At 43.6% G+C, this 22,315-nt stretch carries 23 protein-coding genes; 1 reads left to right on the top strand and 22 read right to left on the bottom strand.

Annotated elements, in window-relative coordinates:
• Positions 1 to 22: 22 nt before the first annotated feature.
• The 4 genes from gpt to ACJ7Z2_RS05585 form a co-directional block, all read right to left on the bottom strand.
• Entirely contained in the window at positions 23 to 496 is a 474-nt protein-coding gene (gene gpt / locus ACJ7Z2_RS05600) for a xanthine phosphoribosyltransferase (protein WP_373624232.1), read from the bottom strand.
• Positions 497 to 641: 145 nt separating this feature from the next.
• Positions 642 to 1,532: a surface lipoprotein assembly modifier gene (locus ACJ7Z2_RS05595; protein ID WP_409501112.1), complete on the bottom strand. Its 891-nt coding sequence runs from the start codon at positions 1,530 to 1,532 to the stop codon at positions 642 to 644.
• Between the two features lie 51 nt (positions 1,533 to 1,583).
• A complete protein-coding gene (locus ACJ7Z2_RS05590) occupies positions 1,584 to 2,051 on the bottom strand; it encodes a tetratricopeptide repeat protein (protein WP_409501059.1) in 468 nt (155 codons plus the stop codon).
• 159 nt (positions 2,052 to 2,210) lie between these two features.
• On the bottom strand, positions 2,211 to 3,137 hold the full coding sequence (locus tag ACJ7Z2_RS05585) for a factor H binding protein domain-containing protein (RefSeq protein WP_409501058.1): 927 nt from the start codon (positions 3,135 to 3,137) through the stop codon (positions 2,211 to 2,213).
• A gap of 202 nt (positions 3,138 to 3,339) precedes the next feature.
• Here ACJ7Z2_RS05585 and ACJ7Z2_RS05580 point away from each other — a divergent pair, with 202 nt between their 5' ends.
• The gene (locus tag ACJ7Z2_RS05580) at positions 3,340 to 4,800 is read left to right on the top strand and encodes an aminoacyl-histidine dipeptidase (protein WP_409501057.1); all 1,461 of its coding nucleotides are present in this window, start codon (positions 3,340 to 3,342) and stop codon (positions 4,798 to 4,800) included.
• Positions 4,801 to 4,869: 69 nt separating this feature from the next.
• On the opposite strand, the gene ACJ7Z2_RS05575 is transcribed toward ACJ7Z2_RS05580, so the two are convergent.
• The 18 genes from ACJ7Z2_RS05575 to rsxA all read right to left on the bottom strand — a co-directional run bounded on the left by ACJ7Z2_RS05575 (position 4,870) and on the right by rsxA (position 22,242).
• Entirely contained in the window at positions 4,870 to 6,159 is a 1,290-nt protein-coding gene (locus ACJ7Z2_RS05575; RefSeq protein WP_409501056.1) for an MFS transporter, read from the bottom strand.
• A 198-nt stretch (positions 6,160 to 6,357) separates the two neighbouring features.
• Entirely contained in the window at positions 6,358 to 6,693 is a 336-nt protein-coding gene (locus ACJ7Z2_RS05570; protein ID WP_409501055.1) for an RnfH family protein, read from the bottom strand.
• Positions 6,683 to 7,117: a type II toxin-antitoxin system RatA family toxin gene (locus ACJ7Z2_RS05565; protein ID WP_006249095.1), complete on the bottom strand. Its 435-nt coding sequence runs from the start codon at positions 7,115 to 7,117 to the stop codon at positions 6,683 to 6,685. Before ACJ7Z2_RS05565 ends, ACJ7Z2_RS05570 begins: the two co-directional genes overlap by 11 nt.
• Before the next feature lie 54 nt (positions 7,118 to 7,171).
• Positions 7,172 to 8,227: a molybdenum ABC transporter ATP-binding protein ModC gene (gene modC / locus ACJ7Z2_RS05560; protein WP_409501054.1), complete on the bottom strand. Its 1,056-nt coding sequence runs from the start codon at positions 8,225 to 8,227 to the stop codon at positions 7,172 to 7,174.
• Positions 8,214 to 8,906 carry a molybdate ABC transporter permease subunit gene (gene modB / locus ACJ7Z2_RS05555; RefSeq protein WP_409501053.1) on the bottom strand — a complete coding sequence of 231 codons (693 nt, stop codon included), beginning with the start codon at positions 8,904 to 8,906 and terminating at the stop codon, positions 8,214 to 8,216. The genes modC and modB overlap by 14 nt, the downstream gene beginning before the upstream one ends.
• Positions 8,907 to 8,941: 35 nt before the next feature.
• The gene (gene modA / locus ACJ7Z2_RS05550) at positions 8,942 to 9,697 is read right to left on the bottom strand and encodes a molybdate ABC transporter substrate-binding protein (RefSeq protein ID WP_409501052.1); all 756 of its coding nucleotides are present in this window, start codon (positions 9,695 to 9,697) and stop codon (positions 8,942 to 8,944) included.
• Between the two features lie 20 nt (positions 9,698 to 9,717).
• The gene (locus ACJ7Z2_RS05545; RefSeq protein ID WP_409501051.1) at positions 9,718 to 10,479 is read right to left on the bottom strand and encodes an ABC transporter permease; all 762 of its coding nucleotides are present in this window, start codon (positions 10,477 to 10,479) and stop codon (positions 9,718 to 9,720) included.
• A gap of 1 nt (position 10,480) precedes the next feature.
• A complete protein-coding gene (locus ACJ7Z2_RS05540; RefSeq protein WP_409501050.1) occupies positions 10,481 to 11,389 on the bottom strand; it encodes an ABC transporter ATP-binding protein in 909 nt (302 codons plus the stop codon).
• Between the two features lie 5 nt (positions 11,390 to 11,394).
• Positions 11,395 to 13,452 carry a DNA polymerase III subunit gamma/tau gene (dnaX, locus tag ACJ7Z2_RS05535; RefSeq protein WP_409501049.1) on the bottom strand — a complete coding sequence of 686 codons (2,058 nt, stop codon included), beginning with the start codon at positions 13,450 to 13,452 and terminating at the stop codon, positions 11,395 to 11,397.
• A gap of 87 nt (positions 13,453 to 13,539) precedes the next feature.
• Positions 13,540 to 14,079 (bottom strand): adenine phosphoribosyltransferase, encoded by a 540-nt coding sequence (gene apt, locus ACJ7Z2_RS05530; RefSeq protein ID WP_409501048.1) that lies wholly within the window; start codon positions 14,077 to 14,079, stop codon positions 13,540 to 13,542.
• A 127-nt stretch (positions 14,080 to 14,206) separates the two neighbouring features.
• Positions 14,207 to 15,157, bottom strand: coding sequence for a lauroyl-Kdo(2)-lipid IV(A) myristoyltransferase (gene lpxM, locus ACJ7Z2_RS05525; protein ID WP_409501047.1), 951 nt, complete (start codon positions 15,155 to 15,157; stop codon positions 14,207 to 14,209).
• A 441-nt stretch (positions 15,158 to 15,598) separates the two neighbouring features.
• On the bottom strand, positions 15,599 to 16,282 hold the full coding sequence (locus ACJ7Z2_RS05520; RefSeq protein WP_409501046.1) for an electron transport complex subunit E: 684 nt from the start codon (positions 16,280 to 16,282) through the stop codon (positions 15,599 to 15,601).
• An 8-nt stretch (positions 16,283 to 16,290) separates the two neighbouring features.
• On the bottom strand, positions 16,291 to 16,923 hold the full coding sequence (gene rsxG, locus ACJ7Z2_RS05515) for an electron transport complex subunit RsxG (RefSeq protein ID WP_006249084.1): 633 nt from the start codon (positions 16,921 to 16,923) through the stop codon (positions 16,291 to 16,293).
• Positions 16,923 to 17,978 carry an electron transport complex subunit RsxD gene (rsxD, locus tag ACJ7Z2_RS05510; protein ID WP_409501045.1) on the bottom strand — a complete coding sequence of 352 codons (1,056 nt, stop codon included), beginning with the start codon at positions 17,976 to 17,978 and terminating at the stop codon, positions 16,923 to 16,925. The genes rsxG and rsxD overlap by 1 nt, the downstream gene beginning before the upstream one ends.
• A 45-nt stretch (positions 17,979 to 18,023) precedes the next feature.
• The gene (locus ACJ7Z2_RS05505) at positions 18,024 to 18,659 is read right to left on the bottom strand and encodes a trimeric intracellular cation channel family protein (protein ID WP_409501044.1); all 636 of its coding nucleotides are present in this window, start codon (positions 18,657 to 18,659) and stop codon (positions 18,024 to 18,026) included.
• On the bottom strand, positions 18,652 to 21,057 hold the full coding sequence (gene rsxC / locus ACJ7Z2_RS05500; protein WP_409501043.1) for an electron transport complex subunit RsxC: 2,406 nt from the start codon (positions 21,055 to 21,057) through the stop codon (positions 18,652 to 18,654). The genes ACJ7Z2_RS05505 and rsxC overlap by 8 nt, the downstream gene beginning before the upstream one ends.
• Entirely contained in the window at positions 21,044 to 21,661 is a 618-nt protein-coding gene (gene rsxB / locus ACJ7Z2_RS05495; RefSeq protein WP_409501042.1) for an electron transport complex subunit RsxB, read from the bottom strand. The genes rsxC and rsxB overlap by 14 nt, the downstream gene beginning before the upstream one ends.
• Positions 21,661 to 22,242 carry an electron transport complex subunit RsxA gene (gene rsxA, locus ACJ7Z2_RS05490; RefSeq protein ID WP_126302419.1) on the bottom strand — a complete coding sequence of 194 codons (582 nt, stop codon included), beginning with the start codon at positions 22,240 to 22,242 and terminating at the stop codon, positions 21,661 to 21,663. Before rsxA ends, rsxB begins: the two co-directional genes overlap by 1 nt.
• Positions 22,243 to 22,315: the final 73 nt, after the last annotated feature.

Genomic DNA, 22,315 nt, shown 5'->3' with positions numbered 1-22,315 from the left:
TTTCATTGTCCATTACACAAAATTATCTACGAGCCAAAGGCTGAACGAAGGTAATGCCTAAATCCCAAGGTTGTTCAATCCAAGTTTCTTGCGGAATATCAATCACATAATCATCAACCAACGGAGCGCCTTGCGGTTTTGCAAACACGGTTACAAAGCGAGCTTTAGGGTACATTCTGCGAATTTCTTTTGCCGTGTTGCCGGTATCCACTAAATCATCAACCACAATAAAGCCTTCGCCATCGGTATCGGCTGCGTGTAATACGCTTAACTCACCTTGGCTATCGTGATCGTAGCTGGCAATGCACACTGTTTCTACGTGGCGAATACCCAACTCACGTGCTAAAACGGCTGCCGGAAACAAACCGCCACGGCTTACCGCAATAATCCCTTTCCACTGTGTAGCAGGTAATAAATTTTCTGCCAACTTGCGAGCGTGCATATGGAACATATCCCACGTCACGACATATTTTTCATTTGTGTATTTTTCACTCATAGAAACAACCTAATATAAAATTGGGGGCTACCCCGATATAAAAAATTGCACTAGGATAACCCGAAAATGCTTTTTTCGCTATCATTTCATTTATTTTTTTGTGCGGCTGGTTACGCAAACGTATGCTTAGCACAAAAAACCAACACTAAAATAGCTTTTCTAAGGTAAAAAAGACTTCCTTGTTTTGGCGAGTGTAAAAATCGGCAATATTACTATCAATTTTCTGATAACGGAAATTCAGCTTCGGCACAATGCCCTGCCAATGCCAAGTGCGGTTCCAAACCGCTAAATTGGCTTGATATTCCGTGTCTAACCGCTTATAGCCAAACAAATAGTGCTTGTCGGCAAAATATCGCTTGCCAAAGCCGATACTTGCCTGCGTTGCCCAGCGTTCGCCTTGAAAAACCGCCCCCACTCGAGCCAGCCACTTATTCGAACTTTGTGCTTTTTCCCGTGCAATTTCACGCACGCCGTCTAAATTTGCAAAAAACCGCCCATTTTTGACCGCTTGCCACTGCACGCCACCACTGAGTTGGTGCTGATAGCTGTTATAACGGCTTGCGGTTAGCTCCTCAAAATAACGTTTTTGTAAATGGGTAAAGTGACCCGACACCAACCATTGCGAATTCAGGTAACGCAAGCCGTTGAGCGTTGCTCCAAATTGGTAATTATAACGGCTACTCCCCAGCCAATTTTGCTCAATAAAAGGCGAAAAAGTCAGCCGATAAGCGGCGGTGCGGTAGCTATAATTCGGCGAAACAGACACCGATTGCTCACGGTAATCTCGGTTATCCCAATAGTAAATCCCACTATAATTGAGCGTTAAACCGGCAAAATGATTGCCTTTCACGTTATGCAATTTACTCAACCCTAAGCCATAACGCACGCCTTTTGCCGATTGTGGCAAACTGTCTGCATTTTTGCGGAAAATACTCCCATTTACATTCACAATCGGCGAAGATGCGGCATTATTCACGTTATCTGTTTGGGTATATTGCAGATAAAAATCGGGCTGCCACGCCTCATTTTCAGCAATTTGAGCTTGGGTATTACGGGCAATTTTAGCAAGCTCCGGCGGTAAATGGGCTTAAAGTTGCTGAAATTCCCATTCTGCCGCACGAAATTGCTGATCTTCTGCCAAAATCAACGCTAAATCAAAACGTGGATAAACTAAATTAGGATTTCTTGCGAGTAACTGGCGATAGTGAAAAATGGCTGAATGATGATCTTTTTTCGCATAGGCAAGTGCCGCTTGGGCGTAATGCCAAAGTAACGGATCAATATTGGGCATTTGCTGATAACGGCTTAAAAGCGGTGCTAAATTTTCCCAATCTTGGCTGAGAATCGCTTGGTTAATTTGCTGTTCAACATTCTGATTGAATGCATATTCATGTTGGTAAGCGGTCGTTTTTTCCGACTTTTTTGCAAAATGTTGCTCAAATTTGACCGCTTGCGGCTGACGTTCAAACGAAATCGGGTCGGTGTTGTGTTCAATCACTGTTTCCGCCCATACAACGGGGCTGAAAAGCGAAAATAAAAGGGGATATTTTTTCATAGTATCAGATTAAACAGAGTGGCAGAGCCACTCAATTATGCTTAACCTAGTACGCTTAGCGTGCTAGGTATTAATAAAAATGCCGCTTAATTTTTTGTTAAACGGCATTGAATGTTAGAAAAGGTTATTGTTGGATATCGCCACGAGTGCCACCGAAACCTATTGATTCACTATTGCTAGGTAGATATTTACATCAATGTTACCAGTTTCTGGATTATATATGGAATGTTCTTGACGCAAAGATATATTACCTGCGACTTCTTCAGCTTTCTCCCCAAAGAATGCAAGATTATATTGTCCTGTTACCTGATATTCTTTCCAACTGGCTAATTTCACATCAGAATTAATTTCCAATCGATTAGAAGATACTTTTTTAACAATCGTTCCTTTTTCCAATTCTATTGTACCTAACTCAGACATTCCCTCAATTTTTCCATAACCCTCTTTATTAGTAAAATCAACAGTATAAGTTAAAGTTCCATCTTCGTTTGCATTAAAAGCCTTTCCTGAATAAGTAGCAACACCTTCTTTAGGAATATCAGAAGGAGCTGTTTTTAATCCTGCCTCATCTATAATTGAATATTTTTCATGATTTATTTCAAATCCATAATCATTTTTAGGATTGTGATATTTCGTACGTTCACCTACAACAATAGAGTATTTCTGATTATATAAATCATATTGCCTTGTGTAAGTTGCATCAGTTTCCACATCATTTCTTACTTCTTGGTGGACAGTTTCTTTTATATTCCTTGTTAATCCTAATTTAGCATCTTCCGAAAGTTGAAACTGAGTTATAGTGGGATTTGCCCAAGATTGGAAATTATTTTGGATTGGGTAAAAAAAAGATTTATGACTATCAATAGCCGCTTTCTCTCTAGCCGCTTTCTCTGCCGCCAAACGCTCCGCTTCCGCTTTCTCTTTAGCTGCTTTTTCTGCTGCCGCTTTATCGGTTTGTTGCTGAGTAGTTTGCGGTTTAGTATTCGGTTTTGCCACATTGTTTGAGCTACCGCCCGAACCACCACTACTACACGCCGTTAAACCCAATAAAATCAAACTTGCTAAAGTTACTTTTTTGATAGACATAAAATGTTCCTTTTGTAAGATAAACAAAAATAGATGTGTATAAAACACACGCAGATTGCACAAAAAAAAACAGCTCGTCATCAAGTACTTTTTTAAGATTTTTTTGTTAAATTTCCATTAAATATTCTACAATGTCAGAGGTCTATATCAGCTTGAATACAAGCGGTTATTTTTTCTTAAAATTTTACAAAAGGGGCTTATTATGTCTGAAATCTCAACGCTCGCACCACAGCTACTTTGGCAGTGGTTTGATAAAGTCTGTGCTATTCCGCACCCGTCTTATCACGAAAATGAACTGGCTGAATTTATTGTGAATTGGGCAAAATCGAAAAATTTCTTTGTTGAACGTGATGAAGTGGGTAATGTGTTAATCCGTAAACCGGCAACTAAAGGTATGGAAAACCGCCAAACTGTCGCTCTGCAAGCCCATCTTGATATGGTACCGCAAGCCAATGCCGGCACGGTTCACGATTTCACCAAAGACCCTATTCAGCCTTATATTGACGGCGAATGGGTAAAAGCCAAAGGCACAACATTGGGGGCAGATAATGGCATTGGGTTGGCTTCGTGCTTGGCAGCGTTGGATAGCGATGATTTAGCCCACCCAACCATTGAAGTGTTGCTCACAATGACCGAAGAAGCCGGTATGGAAGGGGCGATTGGTTTACGCCCGAACTGGCTAACCGCCGATATTATGATTAACACCGACACCGAAGAAAACGGGGAAATTTACATCGGCTGTGCAGGTGGCGAAAATGTGAATGTAACGCTTCCCGTTTTCTTAGTGCCTCATCAGCAAGATAGTGCAGTAACCGTTACGCTTAAAGGCTTAAACGGCGGGCATTCGGGCTGTGATATTCACACCACCCGAGCGAATGCGATTAAAGTGTTCGCCCGCATTTTGGAACAAACCCACAGCGAAGTGGAATTCCAAATTGCGGAAATTCAAGGCGGTTCGGTGCGGAATGCCATTCCACGAGAAACCCACGCAACCTTGGTTTTCTCTGCAAAAAATCAGCAAAAATTAACCGCTTGTTTAAGCCAAACCGCCGAACAAGTAAAAGCAGAACTCAAAATTGCCGAGCCAAACTTCCAATTTTTAATTGAAGAAGCTCAACTGCCTGAACAAGCCTTTGACCTTGCCAGCACTGCTCGAGTAATCCATTTCTTAAATGTGCTGCCAAATGGTGTGGTGCGTAATAGCGATGTGGTGGAAAATGTGGTGGAAACCTCACTCAGTATTGGTGTGCTTAACACCGAAGCGAGTGAGGTGAAAGCGACCATTCTTGCCCGCTCATTAATTGAGGGCGGAAAAGAGGAAATTCGCAGTAAAATCCGCTCATTAACCGCATTAGTGGGAGCAGAAGTGGAATTTTCGGGCAACTACCCGGGCTGGGAGCCAAACCCCAATTCCAAAATCACGCCATTAACCAAAGCGATTTATGATGAAATTTTAGGTTATGAATCTCAAATTAAAGTGATTCACGCAGGGCTGGAATGTGGCTTAATCAACAAAATCTACCCGAATATGGATTTTGTCTCGATTGGACCAACTATTCTCAACGCCCATTCTCCGGACGAAAAAGTGCATATTCTAGCGGTGGAAATTTATTGGAAACTGCTAACCAAACTGCTTGAGCAAGCACCTGAGAAATACATTTAATCAAAAATAAAGACATAATCTTGCCCCATAATTAATTGAGTAAGACCTCAACTAATTACGGGGCAGTTCTTATTTTCTCTGTTTAAGAAAATGTACCGTGAAAGCAGCAATTAATAAGACGACTGCTGCACCTAAATAAAGCTCGTTCTTTTTCCAGCCGGCATCTAATAAAATACCTGCAAGAGTTGGGGAAACAATTGAGCCTAAACGCCCTACACCGATAGCGGTGCCTACGCCCGTGCTGCGGAAATCCGGTGCGTATAGGGTTGGGTTAATGGTATAAAGCCCAGTAATGCAGCCGTTAATTAATCCGCCAACTAAAATGGCTAATGCAATGGCGAGTCCTAAACTGCCGGCAAACACAAAGGCAACCACAGCAGATGCAGCGAGAATACTGAATGCCTGCAAAATATGTTTTGCTGCCCAGCGGCTGACTAAGAAACCGAAAATTAACGAACCGATTGTGCCACCGACTGAAATTGCCATTCCTACCGTTTGGCTTTGGGTTTTCGGCATTCCGGCTTCTTCTAACAATGCCGGAGTCCAAGAGCTGATAAAGTAAAATGAGGCTGAAATTGCAATAAAAGCAAGCCAAATCAACAATGTATTTCGGCGATATTCAGGCTCAAATAAACGGGTAACTGCCACTTTGCTTTTAGCTTTTGCCTCAATTTCAGGGAGTTCCCAGTCGTTTCCTAAGCCTAATTTCACGGCAATTTGATTTAAACGAGCTTTAGCATTCACCGGGCGTTTTGAAATTAAAAATTCCACCGATTCAGGCAATACAAAGAATAATAAAACGAATACCGCACCGGTTAAAATCGACCCAACTAGGAAAACCGCACGCCAGCCATACTCTCCTTGTAATAACACCGCAGACATACCGCCCAGCATTGCCCCAATACCAAAGCCCGAGGCATAAATGGCAATCGCTAAACCACGCCATTTTTGGCTGGAGTATTCACTCACCAGTACGTTTGTACCGGTTAAAATTGCCGCCACACCTAAGCCGGTGATTACACGATATACGCCAATTTCAAACGCAGAAGTAGCGAAATAGGTTAGGAGCATTCCTAACGTGGCTAAGCCTGTACCGATTAAAAGCAGCGGACGGCGACCAAATTTATCCGCAAGCGGTGAAAGAAAGAGTGAGCCTATCGCCATACCGAATAAACCTGCACTCATTAAGCTGCCGATTGCTGCACCGTCTAGCTGTAATTCTTCTCGAATGCTTTTTGCGGTAAAGGCGAGTGCCATTAAATCAAAGCCGTCCAGCATATTAAGTAACACCGTAAGCCCAACCACTAACCATTGGAATGAAGTCATTTTGTTATGAGCAATTTTTTGACGAATATCCATAAGCTCCCTCTGCATCAAAATTGATAAAATTTTATTTAGAGTGAACTATAGAAAGTTGATTAAATATAATCAAACTCAAAATTTACATAAAATTTATGAAAGATTTTCATAATAGGATTTTAATGGAGGAATATGAGGTCGGAAATTGTCGTATTGTAGGGGCGAAAGATATTTTGCCCCTCGATTGAAGGGGAGAAGCTATTTCTTCTCCGCTTGTTCAGCCGCTCTTTTGCGTCTGATTTCTTTCGGGTCAGCAATTAACGGGCGGTAGATCTCAATTCTGTCGCCTTCTTCCACCGTTTCATTCAGTTTTGCCGGGCGGCTAAAAATACCGACTTTGTTTTCACGCAAGTCAATTTCGGTATATTTTTCCAATACGCCGGAGAGCAAAATAATAGTTTGAATGGTAGTGTTTTGAGGCACTTGCAGTTTTTTCAGAAAATATTTATCAGGGTAAGCATAAAGCACTTCAACATTAATTTTCTGTTCTTCAATTTTTCGTTCTTCTGGGTTTTGAAGTTGTTCAGACACCATACACCTCTTTTGCACGTTGTTTGAAAGCATTTACCATTTTTAAAGTTAATTCGTTGAACACCTTGCCGAACACCATTGCCACAATCGGGCTGGAAAACTCAAAATTTAATTGCAGGGCAATTTTACAACTTTGCTCATCAAAGGGAGTGAATGTCCAAGCTCCGTGTAAATGGCGGAAAGGTCCTTCAATTAATGCCATCTCGATTTTATAGGGTGGCGTCATTTTATTGTGGGTACTGAAGGTTTGGCTAATGCCTAATTTCTGAATATGTAACTCTGCCTTTAATTCATTTTCGCCGGTGCTAAGGGTTTTGGTACTCACACAGCCGGATAAAAATTCGGGGTATTTTTCATACTGATTAACAAGTTGATACATTTGCTCGGCACTATAAGGCACAAGGGCAGATTGATTAACGATTGGCATAATGTCTCTTTTGGGAATTAACAAGCGGTCATATTTTACAGGAAATTTGCAAGCCTATAAAGAAACGCTTTTGATTTGAAGATAGACCTCTTGCCCCTGTTGAATTGCTAATTCATTAAAAGACCAAAGGCTGATCGTACTCCAAATTTGCTGATTTTCGACTTGAATTGCCAGATCAACCCGATCTAAATGCGTTTCGATTTTCCGAACATTGCCTTTTAACACATTACGAATTGAGCTTTGAGTCGGTTTTTGTAAGCTGATTGAAACCTCTTTGCTGGCAATAGTTACCCTTAGCTTCTCGCCTATTTGATGGCGGGGGAGTTGGTTCACCCATAATCGCTGTGCGTTCAAGCCTAAGCCAAGCATATTATAATGGGGAAGTGTTTCTTCCACCGGTAATTCAAGCAGGCTAATTCGCTGATTATTCGGCTGCCAAGCGGAAAATGCCGAGCTGTGCCAAACCGCTGAAAGGGTGTCAAATGCCGTTACTTTGCCGTTTTCCAACAGCACAAGATGATCTGCCAACCGAACTACTTCCTCTAAACTGTGGCTGACATACAGAATCGGTATTTCAAGCTGAGTGGCTAATTTATCTAAATAGTCCAGCAGTTCTTGCTTACGAGGGAGATCGAGGGCAGATAATGGTTCGTCCATCAGCAAAATATCCGGTGAGCTTAATAACGCCCGCCCAATCGCCACACGTTGTTTTTCACCACCGGAAAGGCTTGCCGGGTAGCGATTAAGCAAAGGAGCAATCCCTAACAGTTCCACGATTTGCAAAAAATCCGCAGAATCTGACCGCTTGTAACCGTATTTTAAGTTTTTTTCCACCGAATAATGAGGGAAAAGGCGATGTTCTTGAAACACATAGCCAATGTTGCGTTTTTCAGGTGGTAAATTGATGCCGTTTTGGCTGTCAAACAGCACCCGATCGTTTAATTCGATAAAGCCGGTTTGAGCAGTTGAAAGCCCCGCAATTAAATTAATCAGGCTGGATTTACCGGCTCCGGAACGCCCGAAAATGGCTGTTATGCCTTTATTCGGCAAATCAAGATTGACATTGAGCGTTAGATTGCCGAGCTGCTGAAGAAGTCTAAGTTTGAGCATAGCGTTTTTGCCTTTCTGCCAGCCATTCCGAACAGAATAGGGCAATGAGTGAAATCAGAATCGCCACCAAGCACAAACGGGCAGCAGCCATTTCTCCATCGGGGGTTTCAATAAAGGTGAAAAGGGCGGCAGGAATGGTTTGGGTTTGGTTAGGAATGTTGGAGACAAAGGTGATGGTTGCCCCAAACTCCCCCAAAGAGCGGGCAAAACCCAGCACGCCACCGGCAATAATGCCTGAAAAAGAGAGCGGTAAGGTAAGCGTGAAAAACACTTTTAACGGTGTTGCCCCAAGCGTTCTGGCGGCTTGCTCCAATTTAGGATCAACTGCCTCAAAGGCTAAACGGATAGAACGTACCATTAGCGGAAACGCCATTACCATTGAGGCAAGCACCGCCCCTTTCCACGAAAAACTCAAGCTGAAATGAAACCATTCCCACAAATATTGACCGATTACCCCTCGTTTTGCCATCGAAATGAGTAATAAATAGCCAATGACAACCGGCGGTAAAACCAGAGGGAGATGCACAATACCATTGAGCAGATTTTTGCCCCAAAACTGTTTGCGGGCAAGCAGCCATGCCACCCACACGGCAAGCGGTAATGCAAGCACTACGGCAATGGAGGCAACTTTTAGGCTTAGAACAATCGCATTGAGTTCTTGTGGGGTGAAGTCAAACATAACCTATTAATAATACTACAAGGGGGAGAGTAAATTTAATTTACAGGATAAAACCCTGCTGCCTCAAATTTCGCTTTTGCTTTCGGGGTTTTGAGGAAATCTAAAAATGTGACGGCAGAGGCTTTTTCACTGACTACCGCAGCAGGGTAAACAATTTCGCCATAGCTTTCCGGCGGGAAAACAGCAACCACTTTGACTTTATTCGACACTTTGGCATCGGTGGAATAGACAATCCCAAGCGGAGATTCTCCTCGCTCGACAAAAGAAAGGGCATCTCGCACATTTTTTGCTCTCGCTAAACGAGGTTCAACGCTTTCCCATAATTGGTAATGGCTAAGGGCTTTTTTAGCGTATTTACCCGCAGGAACGTGGTCTGGGTCTCCCACTGATAAATAGCTGTTTGCTAATTCTTTGGCAAAATCGACCGCTTGTATGGCTTTCGGCTCAATATTACTCTCGGTTGGTGCGATTAGCACTAACTCGTTTCGGACTAAATTACGGCGATGTTTTACCTTCTCAGGTTGTTTCTCGGCAACATAATCCAGCCACTTTTGGTCGGCTGAAATAAAAATATCTGCCGGAGCATCTTGCTCAATTTGCTTTGCTAATACAGATGACGAGGCGAAGGAAAACGTGATTTTATCCTGTGGATAGGCTTTTTCAAAATCCTGCTGAATATCTTGTAACACATTCGTCATTGAGGCGGCAGCAAACACGGTAATTTCTTGTGAAAAGGCTGTGCCTGATAACGTTAATGCCATTGTAATTGCTAGTTTTTTTAATGCTTTCATTTTCATAACCTCACAGTTAGTTAAGAACGAAGCCCAACCCCTCGTTGAATTAAGGAGTAGGCAACAATATACAAGCCGATACAAAGTGAAGTGAGCACCGCAAAGGTATAGCCTAACGGCACATCGCTGATACCGAGGAAGCCATATCTTAAGCCGTTAATCATATACACAATCGGGTTGAATTTAGACACCGTTTGCCAAAATTCAGGCAGTAGTGATATAGAATAAAACACACCGCCTAGGTAAGTCAATGGAGTAAGCACAAAGGTTGGAATCAGCCCGACATCATCAAAGGAGCGGGCGAACACCGCATTAATTACGCCACCTAAGGCAAAGGCGATAATTGTAAGCAATAGAGTTAAGACGATAATCGCAACCGAGTGGATTTCAAACGAGACAAACACCATCGCCACGCACATCACTAAGGTTGCGGCTAAACCTGCACGCAAAATACTGCCGGTGACATAACCCCAAATAATATTATGGGTAGAGAGCGGTGAAATCAGCATCTCTTCAAAATCTCGGGTAAATTTACTCAAGAAAAACGAAGAGGCAGTGTTCACATAAGAGGCGGTGATGGCGGTCATCATAATTAAGCCGGGAGCAATAAATTGGATGTAGCCCACGCCATTCATTTCCCCGATTCGCCCACCAATCAGCGTGCCGAAGATTAAAAAATAGAGCGTGGTAGTAATCACCGGTGGCACTAACGTTTGTCGCCAAATCCGCAAAATGCGGCGGCACTCTTTGTAAGCTAAGGTATAAAATCCGATTAAATTCATTTTACTGAGCCATATTGATAAATAGTTCTTCCAAACGGTTTGATTTGTTTCGCATACTTAGCACCTCAGCCCCTTGGGCGGAAATTTGCGAAAACAGATTGGTTAGCCCTTGCTGGCGTTTTACATTCACTTCAAGGGTGTTTTCATCAAGCCATTTATGCGGGTAATTCTGAATCATAAGCGGTTGATTTTGTTCAGAATTTTGCAAATCTAACACAAATACTTCACTTTCTAATTTCGCCAGTAAGGCTTTCATTGAGGTGTTTTCAATCAGCTCGCCGTGTTGAATAATGCCGATGTGGCGGCATAGGGTTTCTGCTTCTTCTAAATAGTGAGTGGTGAGAATAATAGTCGTGCCTTGATTATTCAGATCTCTTAAAAAATCCCAAAGCGAGCGGCGAAGTTCAATATCAACACCGGCAGTCGGTTCGTCTAAGATCAACAATTTTGGGTTGTGCATTAAGGCTCGGGCAATCATCACCCGACGTTTCATTCCACCGGAAAGCTCACGGGTGAGATGGATACGTTTTTCCCATAAGTCGAGCAATTTGAGCCATTTTTCAGCACGCACTAAGGCTTCAGCACGAGGAATACCATAAAAACCGGCTTGTTGCACCAGCACATCAATTACTTTTTCAAATTGATTGAAATTAAACTCTTGTGGCACTAAGCCGATTTGATGCTTTAATTCAACTTTTTGGGTGTCTAAATCGTAGCCAAACACTTTCACGCTGCCGCTGGTTTTATTGACCAGCGAGCTGATAATGCCAATGGTGGTAGATTTACCAGCCCCGTTATGCCCAAGCAGAGCATAGAAATCCCCTTGTTCCACCACAAGGTTAATACCTTTGACGGCTTTTACACCTGTTGGGTAGGTTTTTACCAAATCAATTAATTCTAATGCTTTCATTTGTTTTACTCAGTTTCCGCTACCGCTCGAATGGTTGATTCATCAATTTGTGCATCAAAAGCGTTGCGAAGTAACATTAATTTTTCATCGTTAAGCAATGCTGATTTTGCGGCTTCAGTTAATTGCTTGAAAATGGCTCGCCGAATTTCAAGCGGAGTTTGCTGTTCGCTATTGTCACCAATGGTTAATTCGTATGAATAGCCTTTTTCGGCAAGGGCAGCTTCTAAATTTTTGCGAGATTCCGGATTATCTAGATGAGCCATATTCGGCTTTAACATCAACGAAAGGTGCTGTTCAGTCTGTGCCGCTAAATAGCTATTTAAGGCGATTTGGCGAGAAAACCCGCCTAAATTGAGTGAGTTGGCGATGTCACACCATTTATCCTGCTGACAAGATAAATGAATGGTTTTTGCCACTAATTCAGGTGTACGCTCTTGCAAAATCGCTTGTTTAATATCAGAAGGCTTGGCACTGTCTGCTTGATTTTCTAATTCAGGATTGAGCCACGTCCAGCGATAATCTTCATCTTCCACACTTTTAGGGGCAGATTCAGTTGGTTGTGAAACTTGCTGTGCGGTTTTGTGTTGATTTTCAGCCAAACTGATAAACCGTTCTTGCAGTGAAGCGGTCTGATTTGCCGATTTTTTTGCAATAACTTGAGGGGATTTTAGCTCAGGCTTTTTTTTTTCGGTTTGAGCTAAATTTGCCTGCTGTGCTTGTAGCTTTTTGCGGGCTTCGAGGGCTGCCATTGCCGGTGAAAGTGTAGCTGGGGCAGACGGCGAAATAGTGTTATCTACTGCCTGTGGCGGTTGAGCAATGCTTTCAACCGCTGTGGTAGTATTGGCAACAGTAACCGTTTTTTGCTGATTTTGCTCAAAATTTTCTCTTAGCTGGCTAATTTGATTTTGTGGTTTTGCTGTCGTAACCGCTGAAACCGAATGGTTTGGTTGTGTAACCTTTTCCATCGCAACCGTTGCCATTTTTTCCGCTTGTTTAGGGTGGAAAGCTAATGCACGCAAAATCGCCATTTCAACACCGGCACGTTGCTCTGGTGCAAAAGGCAGCTCTTTTTTACTGTTGAGGATTAATTGATAGAAAAATTGCACATCTTCGGGCGGAATTTGTTTTGCCAGAAAATGCACTAATGTTTCTTCGGTTGTAGGTGTTTTCACTAATTGCAACATTGCAATTTTGTGTAACACTTCTGCCACATCGCTTAATAATTGTTGCCAATCAACGCCTTTCGCTGCAATTTGTTCGATGATCGCCATTGCCTTTTCACCATCGGCTTGGGCGATTGCCTGCACTAATTCTAGCGGTTGATTATCGTCAATCAACCCCAGCATTTGGCTGACTACCGCAAGCGTAATATTGGCATTGCTCATTGCAATGGCTTGGTCGGTGAGGCTGAGAGAATCCCGAATACTGCCTTGTGCCGCTTTTGCCAACTTTTCTAGTGCCGGCGGCTCAAACGGAATCTTCTCTGCATTTAGGATAAATTCAAGATGACGGGCAATTTGCGATTGCTCTAATGCCCGCAGATGAAATTGCATACAGCGAGAGAGAATGGTAATCGGCAGTTTTTGCGGATCAGTGGTAGCCAACAAGAATTTGACATATTCAGGCGGCTCTTCAAGCGTTTTCAGCAAAGCGTTGAAACTATGACGAGAGAGCATATGCACTTCGTCAATTAAATAAACCTTAAAACGCCCAACGGTGGGTTTATATTGAACGTTATCAAGTAGCTCACGGGTATCTTCCACTTTAGTGCGAGAAGCAGCATCAATTTCAATGAGATCGATAAAATGCCCTTCTTCAATCGCTTTACAATTCGCACATTCACCGCAAGGTTCGGCGGTGATCCCGTTTACACAGTTTAAGCCTTTGGCAAATAAACGGGCAATAGAGGTTTTCCCCACACCACGAGTGCCTGAAAACAGGTAAGCGTGGTGCAGTCTATCTTCTCTTAAACTGTTTTCAAGAGCAGATAAAACGTGTTGCTGACCAACCACTTCCGAGAAGCGTTGCGGTCGCCATTTACGGGCTAAAACTTGATAACTCATTGATTTTCTTTTTAATTAGGAAATGACAAGCGGTCATTTTTCCGAAAAATTTTGCAAAATTCTAGCAAAAAATCACCGCTTGTAGGATTAATGCCCCTCAAAACTCACCAGAGTAAAAGAGCGAATTCCTTCTTTTTCTAAACGTTCTTTACCGCCTAACGCAGGTAGCCAAATTACAAAGGCAGCGTGTTCTACTTTACCACCTAAGCGACGAATTAATTTTGCAGTGGCATCAATAGTGCCGCCGGTTGCGAGTAAATCGTCGATGACCAATACATTATCATCAGGGTTCACAGCGTCTTTATGAATTTCCAGCGTATCTTCACCATATTCAAGGGTGTAAGATTGCGAAATCACTTCACGTGGTAATTTTTTCGGTTTACGAACCAACACAAAAGGCACGCCTAACGCTAATGCAACAGGGGCACCAAAAATAAACCCGCGAGATTCTGTGCCGACAATTTTAGTAATACCCTTGTCTTTAAATTCTGCAACGATAGCATCAATGGTGGCTTGGAATGCAGTTGGCACTTCTAAAAGTGAGGTAATATCACGGAAAATAATCCCTGCTTTCGGGTAATCAGGAATGGATTTGATAGAAGATTTAATTAAATCTAATTGGTTCATTGTTTGACCTATGTATAATAAAAAAATAACTGGAAAACTCTATAGAAAAACAGCAGAAATTTCAAGGAGAAATTGATAACCTTACGTTTGATAGTACAGCTTACTTTTCAGTTTCCTTTTCCCTATATTATCGATAAATATCTTCCCCGTTTCGTCTGGTTTTAAGCAAACGTAAAATCCAAACATACTGCTCGGGATTTTTCTCCACAAAATATTCAATTACTCGGTTCATTTCTCGGGCGGATTGAATTGGGTCTCCTGAAAATTCAAGCGGTGGCAAAATTTCCATTTCATATTTTGCTTTTTCGGCATTATAAATCGAGAACATCGGGATCACTTCCGCATTTGCCACTCTTGCCATTTTATTTAAGCCCGGTAGAGTCGCTTTTTCGGTGGCAAAAAAGTCGGCATACACACTTAGCTCTTCGCCAAAATCTTCATCGGGCAGAAAATAACCGACATCTCCTTTACGCACATCGGCTAAAAACGCCTTGATCCCATTTTGCCGAGTGTGCATTCGCCCACCTAAGCGTTCACGAGTGATATTCCACAACCAATCCACCAACGCATTGCGGTGTGGATTGTACATTGACGTCATCGGATAACCGAGCGAGAACATCGCTACCCCCGCCATATCAATCGACCAAGTATGCGGCACTAACATAATTACATTTTTACCGCTCTCTTTGGCTTTCACCACATTTTCAAAGCCAGTAAATTCACACCGTTTTTGTAAATAGGAAACCGGACGGATTGCCGTTTCACCAATCGCCAACATCGTTTGTGCCACCGTGATAAACATTTTCTCTACCACCGCTTCACGCTTTTCCTCACTCCAATCAGGAAAGCAGTAACGCAAATTCACTTTAGCACGATGGTAACCTTTTTTATTTTTCTGCTTGAGATAGCGATACGCCACCTTGCCCACAAACGCGGATAATTTATCCCTAATTCGCACCGGCACATAGGCTAAAATCACTAATCCTAAAACGCCTAACCACACGCCCCAATATTTCGGGTGTAGAAAAGACCATAGGAATTTGTGCGTATAGCCGTCTTGGGCGGTAATTCGTGTCATTCTATAATTCCTCATTATTTGTCACTTTCTTTGCTTCGCCAAAGAAAGTAACCAAAGAAAGGCGACCCTACTTCACCGCTATCTTCGCTTGATTTGAATTTGCTTAACGAAAAAATTCCAAACTCGCAGCTTTGCTGCTCAAACAAGGAATTTTTCCTACAAATTCAAAGTCGCTCAGGCGGTTCAGAAGGGAACCCGGCACAGCATCATTTTTGCAAAATTTTTCAAAAAAATCACCGCTTGTATGGTCGGATCGGGTTCCCTTCTGAGTTGCCCGAACGACTTGAAATTTTTAGGAAAATAACCCGAGCGAGAGCGAAGCGAACATCAGGGTTATTTTTCGTTAAGAAAATTTCAACCAAGTGAGGATAGCAACGAAGCAGGGTGTGCTTTCTTTTGGTTACTTTTCTTTGCACAAGCAAAGAAAAGTGACATAACACATCATCTCTTATCAATAATATTCTTCACCGCCAATATCACCCCAAGCCCGATAAAAGCCCCCGGGGGTAAAATTGCCAGTAGTAAACCTGAATCAATATGCAATACATCAATGCGCAGGGCTTTTGCCCAATCGCCGAAAAGTAGATCTAAGCCTGAAAACAGCGTGCCGTTGCCAATAATTTCACGCAATGCTCCTAGCACCACAAGGCTAAAAGTCATTCCCAGCCCCATTGAAAAGCCGTCAAAAGCCGAGAATTTTACCTCATTTTTTGAGGCATAGGCTTCGGCTCGTCCAATCACGATACAGTTGGTTACAATCAGCGGAATAAAAATCCCGAGCGATTGGTAAACAGGGAACGCAAAGGCGTTCATTAAAAGTTGTACTGCCGTCACTACCGTTGCAATTACCATCACATAAATCGGGATCCGAATATCGTGTGGGGTAATTTTCCGAAATAGGGAAACTGTGATATTGGTGCAAATTAATACAAACATTGTTGCCAAACCTAACCCAAGTGCATTGGTTACGCTGTTTGACACCGCCAATAGTGGGCAAAGCCCTAATAATTGCACCAAAGCACCGTTATTTTTCCACACACCGTCAGCGAAAATCGTTTTCCAAACGCCGGATTGTTTCGGGGCAACCTCAATATTCGTCACAGGGATTTGCTGTTCTCTTTCCATTTTTCCCCCTATTTGCACGCCTTAAATTGGTTAAACATTGTCGGGTTTTGAGCCAGCTCTGTCACCACCCATTTCGCACTTTGGCGGATATGATTGACCACCGCACGAGGCGTAATGGTTGCACCGGTAAACTGGTCAAACTTGCCGCCATCTTTTTTTACATTCCAATCTGCTTCGTTTTCTAAACTAAAAAGTTGATTGGTAAAAGATAAGATCCAATCCGACACTCGGGTCTCAATTTTATCTCCCAGCCCCGGAGTTTCTTTATGCTCAAGGGTGCGAACGCCTAAAATATTGCCGTTAGGCTCAATCCCCATCAGTAGCACAATATCGCCGGAATATCCGTCCGGAGCCGTGCCTTGAACCAGATAAGCGGTCAGATTTTCCGATTTTTTTGCAACATAAATACGGTTCAAATAAGGGGCATTTTCGAGCTGAACCAGTTTGCAAGTTGCCAACACATCATTATCAAAATGACTTTTCGGCACAACCTCTTCCAATAATTTGCGTTGTTGCATCGCGGTCACATCATCAATCTTGCCTTTGGTAAGCAAGTACACGCCAGTTGAAACGGCGGTACAAAGCAAGGCAATAAAGCCTAAAATTAAGGCGTAATTTAAGGTAATTTTTGAGGTATTCATTATCTCTTATCCAATTTTGTGCCGTATAGTCTCGGCTGCGTATAATGGTCGATTAACGGCACGCAAATGTTTGCCAATAACACAGAAAATGCAATAGCATCAGGGTAATTGCCGTAGTAGCGGATTAGATAAACCAATAATCCCACTAAACCACCGAAGATCAGCTTTCCTCTTGGGGTAATGGAGGCTGTTACCGGATCGGTCGCAATAAAAAATGCCCCGAACATCATTGCACCGCTAAAGAAATGACTCACAAAATGCAAATGCGATTGTTGGCTAAACAGCTCGGTGAATCCGCTAAAAAAAGCAAAAGTTGCCAACATTGCTACTGGAATTTGCCAATGGATAATCCGCTTATAAATCAACACCAAACCGCCAAATAAAAACGCAAGGTTCAGTTGTAACCAACCGGTAGCAAACAGCCCGTTGAAAATAGGGGTGTTCATTACCGCCTCAAAGCCTGATTTTGCAAGGCTACTTTTCATACTATCAAGCGGGGTAGCTTGAGCAATGCCATCAACACTATTAACCAGCTGATAAATACTAAAGCCATCGCTAGTTACCCCATTAAAAATCAACGAAACCGCATCACGAAATGTCGGCGGTTCACTTAATAACTCAATCGGCACTATCCACGCTGTCATTTGCACTGGGAAAGAGACCAACAATAACGCATAGCCAACCATTGCTGGGTTAAATAAATTCTGCCCCAAACCACCATAACTGTGTTTTGCCAATAATAACGCCACGATTACGCCAATCAGCGTCAGCCAATAAGGAGCATAAGGTGGAATCGACATCGCCAAAATCAAGGCAGTTAAAATGCCCGACAAGTCTGCCAAATAGAAAGCGGTCGTTTTTTTGCGTAATTTTGCAATACCGATTTCAATCACAATCGCAAGGCTAACAGCAAGCAACGATTGAATCAGCACACCATAGCCGAAATAATAAAGTTGAACCCCAAAAGCAGGTAACATCATCGCAATCACCCACAGCATAAAATTCGCAGTGAGATTGCTCGAATGAGTGTGGGGGGAACTTACCATTTTAAACATCTATAGAACCTTTTTAGTAAAAAATTGCAAAAAAATGACCGCTTGTTAAAGCTTCGGCAAATTCAAATTAAAGCGGATTGCCAGCAGGCGGATAATAATCACGGTAAACACCGTGGCAAGGTAAACCCAATCGCTTTCCACCCCAAACGAGTTTGCAGCCACAAAAATCACGCCACCAATCAGGCTGGCGGTGACATACACCTCTTTTTGCAAAATGATCGGTACTTCGTTGCGTAAAATATCACGAATCAAACCACCAAAACAGCCAGTCACACCACCCAGTGCCACGCAGATCAGCGGGTGCAAGCCGAAATCCAAGCCTTTTTGCACGCCAATCACGGTAAATACGCCCAGCCCGATGGCATCAAACACCAGCAAGCCGGTCTGCCAACGTTTGCGGGAAATTTGATTGCGGAAAATGGCGGTAATCACCACAGCAAGGGTAATCATCAGCACATAGATCGGCTGTTTCATCCAAAATACAGGGGTGGAGCCAATCATCATATCCCGTAGCGTACCGCCCCCGACACCGGTCACAAACGCCAAAATAAACATTCCGAAAATGTCCATTTTATGCTGACGGGCGGCGATAGCCCCCGAAATCGCAAACACGATAGTACCGATTAAGTCCTGAATAAACAGGAACGACCACGGCAATGCCGGAATTAGCTCGCTAAACATTGTTTCTTTTCTCCTGCTGAGCGGCTTTTTTCGCTTTAGCTCTAGCGATTGTAGCTGCAACGGCGGCTTTGCGAGAGTCGGCCTCCGTTGGTTCGCTTGGTAGGGGCGAATTGCAATTCGCCCCTACGGTTTCATCGGTATTTTCTAATTTTGCAAAATTTTCTGTTTTTTCGACCGCTTGTTCCTGTTTTTTCGCTTTGGCACGGGCAAGAGCGGCAGCAACGGCGGCTTTGCGTGAATCGGTCTCCGCTGGTTCGTTTGGTAGGGGCGAATTGCAATTCGCCCCTACAGTTTCATCGGTATTACCTGATTTTACAGAATTTTCTGCATTTTCGACCGCTTGTTGCGCCTGTTTTTTCGCTTTGGCACGGGCGAGAGCGGCAGCAACGGCGGCTTTGCGTGGGTCTTCCTGTTCAATATTGCCCCCTACATTGTCTGGATTTGCAATATTTTCCGGTTTTTCAGCCGCTTGTTGTGCTTGTTTTTTCGCTTTAGCTCGAGCAAGGGCGGCGGCAACGGCAGCTTTGCGTGGGTCTTCGTTTTCTGGCGAAGACTGATTCACCTCTACCGTCTCTTCCTCTGATTGTTGTACCTGTTTTTTCGCTCTGGCTCGAGCAAGGGCTGCGGCAACTGCGGCTTTTCGTGGGTCTTCTGCTGTAGAATTGCCATTCGCCGCTACATTGTCTGAATTTGCAGAATTTTCTGCATTTTCGACCGCTTGTTCTGCCTGTTTGGCAAGCCGTCTGGCTCGGCGTTGTGCCATTAATTCACTATTATCCGGCTCTCCGTTAGCTTTTGCTTGAGTCGGCACGGTTTGAGAGGCTTGCTCTGTGTTTTGGTCTTCTGCTTTTTTCGCTTTCAAGCGTTCAAGGGCCGCTTTAACAGGATCAACGCCCCCGGCACTTGCCACTTCTGCACGGCGTTTCTCCGCCGCTTGGCTAATACGGGCGGTTCGGGCATCTCGTTCTTTTTGTAAACGGGCTTCTCTCGCCTCGAAACGGATTTTTGCCTCTTCAGCTTTGCGGGCTTTTTCCTCAATTTCCTCGATTTTTGCTTTTTCTTGGCGGAAATATTGGATTAACGGAATATAGCTTGGGCAGACGTAAGCACAAACACCACACTCAATGCAGGCATCTAAATGGTATTCTTTGGATTTATCGTGATCTTCTGCACGGGCAAACCAATACAGTTGCTGTGGCAATAACCCCACCGGGCAAGCATCGGAACAACTCGAACAGCGGATACAACTACGCTCCGGTTCAGGTGGTGCATATTCAAAATGATCAGGGGCAATCAAGCAGTTCGCGGTTTTGGTAATTGGAGCTTGCAATGCGGGCAAAATAAAGCCCATCATCGGCCCGCCTAAAAACACCGGAAAACGTTTATCGGCTTGATAATCTACCTGCTCCAGCAGGTGCTGAATTGGCGTGCCTAATCTTGCCCACACGTTACCCTTGTTGCGAATTTTATCGCCGGTGAGCGTAACCACCCGTTCAATCAAAGGTTCATCATCAATAATTGCCCGTTTTACCGCAAACGCCGTGCCGACATTGTGCATCACAATGCCCATTTCAATGGTGCGTTTGCCAGCCGGAATCTCAAGCCCGGTCAATACTTGGATAAGCTGATCAGAGGCTCCGGACGGGTATTTAGTCGGAATCGCTCGCACAAACATATCGTTCGAGCCTTTTAAAGCGGTTTCTAAAGCTTGAATAGCGTGTGGTTTGTTATCTTCAATCGCAATCACCACTTCTTCCGGGCGAAGCACATAACGCAGAATGCGAATGCCTTCGATCAGATCTGCAGTGAAATCTTGCATTAAGCGATCGTCACAGGTGATGTAAGGCTCACATTCTGCCCCGTTAATCACCAATAATTTACAGCGTTTATCCGCCAAACTTAATTTTGTCGCAGTTGGGAACACCGCTCCGCCCAAACCGGCTATGCCATATTGGTAAACTTTTTGGATAATTTGATCGCTTGTCAGGCTTAAGAAATCCTCAATCGGCTGGCGTTCTACCCATTCATCTTTACCATCGGTTTCAATAATCACCGTTATTTCCGGTAAACCGGAGGCATGAGCGGAAACATAAGGCTCGATCCCAATTACTCGCCCTGAAGTTGGGCTATGCACCGGTAATTGGCGGAAGTGATCGCCTTTAGTGAGCGGTTGCCCTTTCAGCACCACATCGCCCACTTTGACTAATAATTCCCCTGCCCAGCCGGAATGTTGAACCAGTGGCACATAGAAAAATTTCGGTAAATTTAAGCTGCGAATCGGCTTGCTGTTCGATTGGGATTTGTTTTCCATCGGGTGAATACCACCCGGGAAATCCCATAATTTGCCGGTTTCTTTATTTTGGCGGATTCGCTCAATCACTAAATTAGGATTGCTCATTTTTGCCTCCGCCGGTGACTAATTTTTTCTGCAATTCAGTGGTATTCACAATCGGAATAATTAAATCTTGGTCAAATTTCCAGTTCCAAGATTGGGTTGTCGGTTTAATCGGTCGCATTTCAATGCAGTTGGTCGGGCAAGGGGCGACACAGAGTTCACAGCCGGTGCAAAGATCCGGAATAATGGTGTGCATTGCTTTATTCGTGCCGATAATCGCATCAACCGGGCAAGCCTGAATGCACTTAGTACAACCAATGCAGAGATCTTCAATAACAAAAGCCACTTTCACCTCAGGCTCTGCCATTCCTTCCATCGGCGGCACTTCTACTCCTAGAAGTTCAGCAAGATTAACCACCAAAGGTTGCCCACCCGGCACACATTTAGTGATCGAATCACCATTGGCAATCGCCTCAGCATAAGGCTTACAGCCCGGGTAGCCACATTGACCGCATTGGCTTTGGGGTAAAAGGGCATCAATTTGATCGACAATCGGGTCGGATTCAACTTTCAGTTTAATCGAGGAATAGCCTAAAACCGCCCCGAAAATCAGTGCGATCACAGCAATAGCGATAAGAATATAAGCGATAATTGGCAAATCAAGCATTAGAGTTTCACCAATCCTGTAAAGCCCATAAAGGCAAGCGACATCAAGCCTGCGGTAATCAGAGCAATCGATGCTCCTTGGAACGGACGAGGCACATCAGCGGCAGCCAAACGCTCACGCAGAGCCGCAAATAAAACTAACACCAGCGAGAAACCGGCAGCAGCTCCAAAACCATAAAGAACAGATTCCACCAAATTATTGGCTAAATTCACATTTAATAATGCCACCCCCAATACAGCACAGTTGGTGGTAATCAGCGGTAAATAGATCCCAAGCAAGCGATAAAGTGTCGGGCTGGTTTTATGCACGATCATTTCCGTTAATTGCACGATCACCGCAATCACTAAAATAAACACCAAGGTCCGCAAAAATTGGGCGTTTAGCGGCTCAAGCAGATAGGTTTCCATCAAATAAGCAGAGAGCGAGGCAACCGTCAGCACAAAGGTTGTCGCCAACCCCATACCAATCGCAGTTTCCACCTTTTTCGACACCCCCATAAACGGACAAAGCCCTAGAAATTTAACTAGGACAAAGTTATTAATAAGGGCGGTGCTGATGATTAACAGAATATAATCGACCATAAATTCCACAAAATTTAAGCAACAAGCGGTTAAATATCACGAAAAATTTGCAAATTGTTCAGCAAAAACGACC

It is taken from the genome of Mannheimia glucosida (assembly GCF_046267875.1).
Lineage (GTDB): Bacteria > Pseudomonadota > Gammaproteobacteria > Enterobacterales > Pasteurellaceae > Mannheimia > Mannheimia glucosida.
Note: the sequence above shows the minus strand (reverse complement) of the source record. Positions and strands in the feature narration are given on the sequence as shown.

Excerpts from the sequence above, each read along its gene's own strand:
- rsxC (WP_409501043.1), bottom strand. The coding sequence starts at position 21,057 with ATGAGCAATCCTAATTTAGTGATTGAGCGAATCCGCCAAAATAAAGAA.
- modA (WP_409501052.1), bottom strand. The coding sequence starts at position 9,697 with ATGAAAGCATTAAAAAAACTAGCAATTACAATGGCATTAACGTTATCA.
- ACJ7Z2_RS05505 (WP_409501044.1), bottom strand. The coding sequence starts at position 18,659 with ATGTTTAGCGAGCTAATTCCGGCATTGCCGTGGTCGTTCCTGTTTATT.
- ACJ7Z2_RS05520 (WP_409501046.1), bottom strand. The coding sequence starts at position 16,282 with ATGGAAAGAGAACAGCAAATCCCTGTGACGAATATTGAGGTTGCCCCG.
- ACJ7Z2_RS05570 (WP_409501055.1), bottom strand. The coding sequence starts at position 6,693 with ATGGTGTCTGAACAACTTCAAAACCCAGAAGAACGAAAAATTGAAGAA.
- ACJ7Z2_RS05575 (WP_409501056.1), bottom strand. The coding sequence starts at position 6,159 with ATGGATATTCGTCAAAAAATTGCTCATAACAAAATGACTTCATTCCAA.
- ACJ7Z2_RS05590 (WP_409501059.1), bottom strand. The coding sequence starts at position 2,051 with ATGAAAAAATATCCCCTTTTATTTTCGCTTTTCAGCCCCGTTGTATGG.
- ACJ7Z2_RS05585 (WP_409501058.1), bottom strand. The coding sequence starts at position 3,137 with ATGTCTATCAAAAAAGTAACTTTAGCAAGTTTGATTTTATTGGGTTTA.
- rsxB (WP_409501042.1), bottom strand. The coding sequence starts at position 21,661 with ATGCTTGATTTGCCAATTATCGCTTATATTCTTATCGCTATTGCTGTG.
- ACJ7Z2_RS05565 (WP_006249095.1), bottom strand. The coding sequence starts at position 7,117 with ATGCCAATCGTTAATCAATCTGCCCTTGTGCCTTATAGTGCCGAGCAA.
- gpt (WP_373624232.1), bottom strand. The coding sequence starts at position 496 with ATGAGTGAAAAATACACAAATGAAAAATATGTCGTGACGTGGGATATG.
- ACJ7Z2_RS05540 (WP_409501050.1), bottom strand. The coding sequence starts at position 11,389 with ATGAAAGCATTAGAATTAATTGATTTGGTAAAAACCTACCCAACAGGT.
- ACJ7Z2_RS05580 (WP_409501057.1), top strand. The coding sequence starts at position 3,340 with ATGTCTGAAATCTCAACGCTCGCACCACAGCTACTTTGGCAGTGGTTT.
- ACJ7Z2_RS05545 (WP_409501051.1), bottom strand. The coding sequence starts at position 10,479 with ATGAATTTAATCGGATTTTATACCTTAGCTTACAAAGAGTGCCGCCGC.
- lpxM (WP_409501047.1), bottom strand. The coding sequence starts at position 15,157 with ATGACACGAATTACCGCCCAAGACGGCTATACGCACAAATTCCTATGG.
- apt (WP_409501048.1), bottom strand. The coding sequence starts at position 14,079 with ATGAACCAATTAGATTTAATTAAATCTTCTATCAAATCCATTCCTGAT.
- dnaX (WP_409501049.1), bottom strand. The coding sequence starts at position 13,452 with ATGAGTTATCAAGTTTTAGCCCGTAAATGGCGACCGCAACGCTTCTCG.
- modC (WP_409501054.1), bottom strand. The coding sequence starts at position 8,227 with ATGCTCAAACTTAGACTTCTTCAGCAGCTCGGCAATCTAACGCTCAAT.
- rsxG (WP_006249084.1), bottom strand. The coding sequence starts at position 16,923 with ATGAATACCTCAAAAATTACCTTAAATTACGCCTTAATTTTAGGCTTT.
- rsxA (WP_126302419.1), bottom strand. The coding sequence starts at position 22,242 with ATGGTCGATTATATTCTGTTAATCATCAGCACCGCCCTTATTAATAAC.
- modB (WP_409501053.1), bottom strand. The coding sequence starts at position 8,906 with ATGTTTGACTTCACCCCACAAGAACTCAATGCGATTGTTCTAAGCCTA.
- rsxD (WP_409501045.1), bottom strand. The coding sequence starts at position 17,978 with ATGTTTAAAATGGTAAGTTCCCCCCACACTCATTCGAGCAATCTCACT.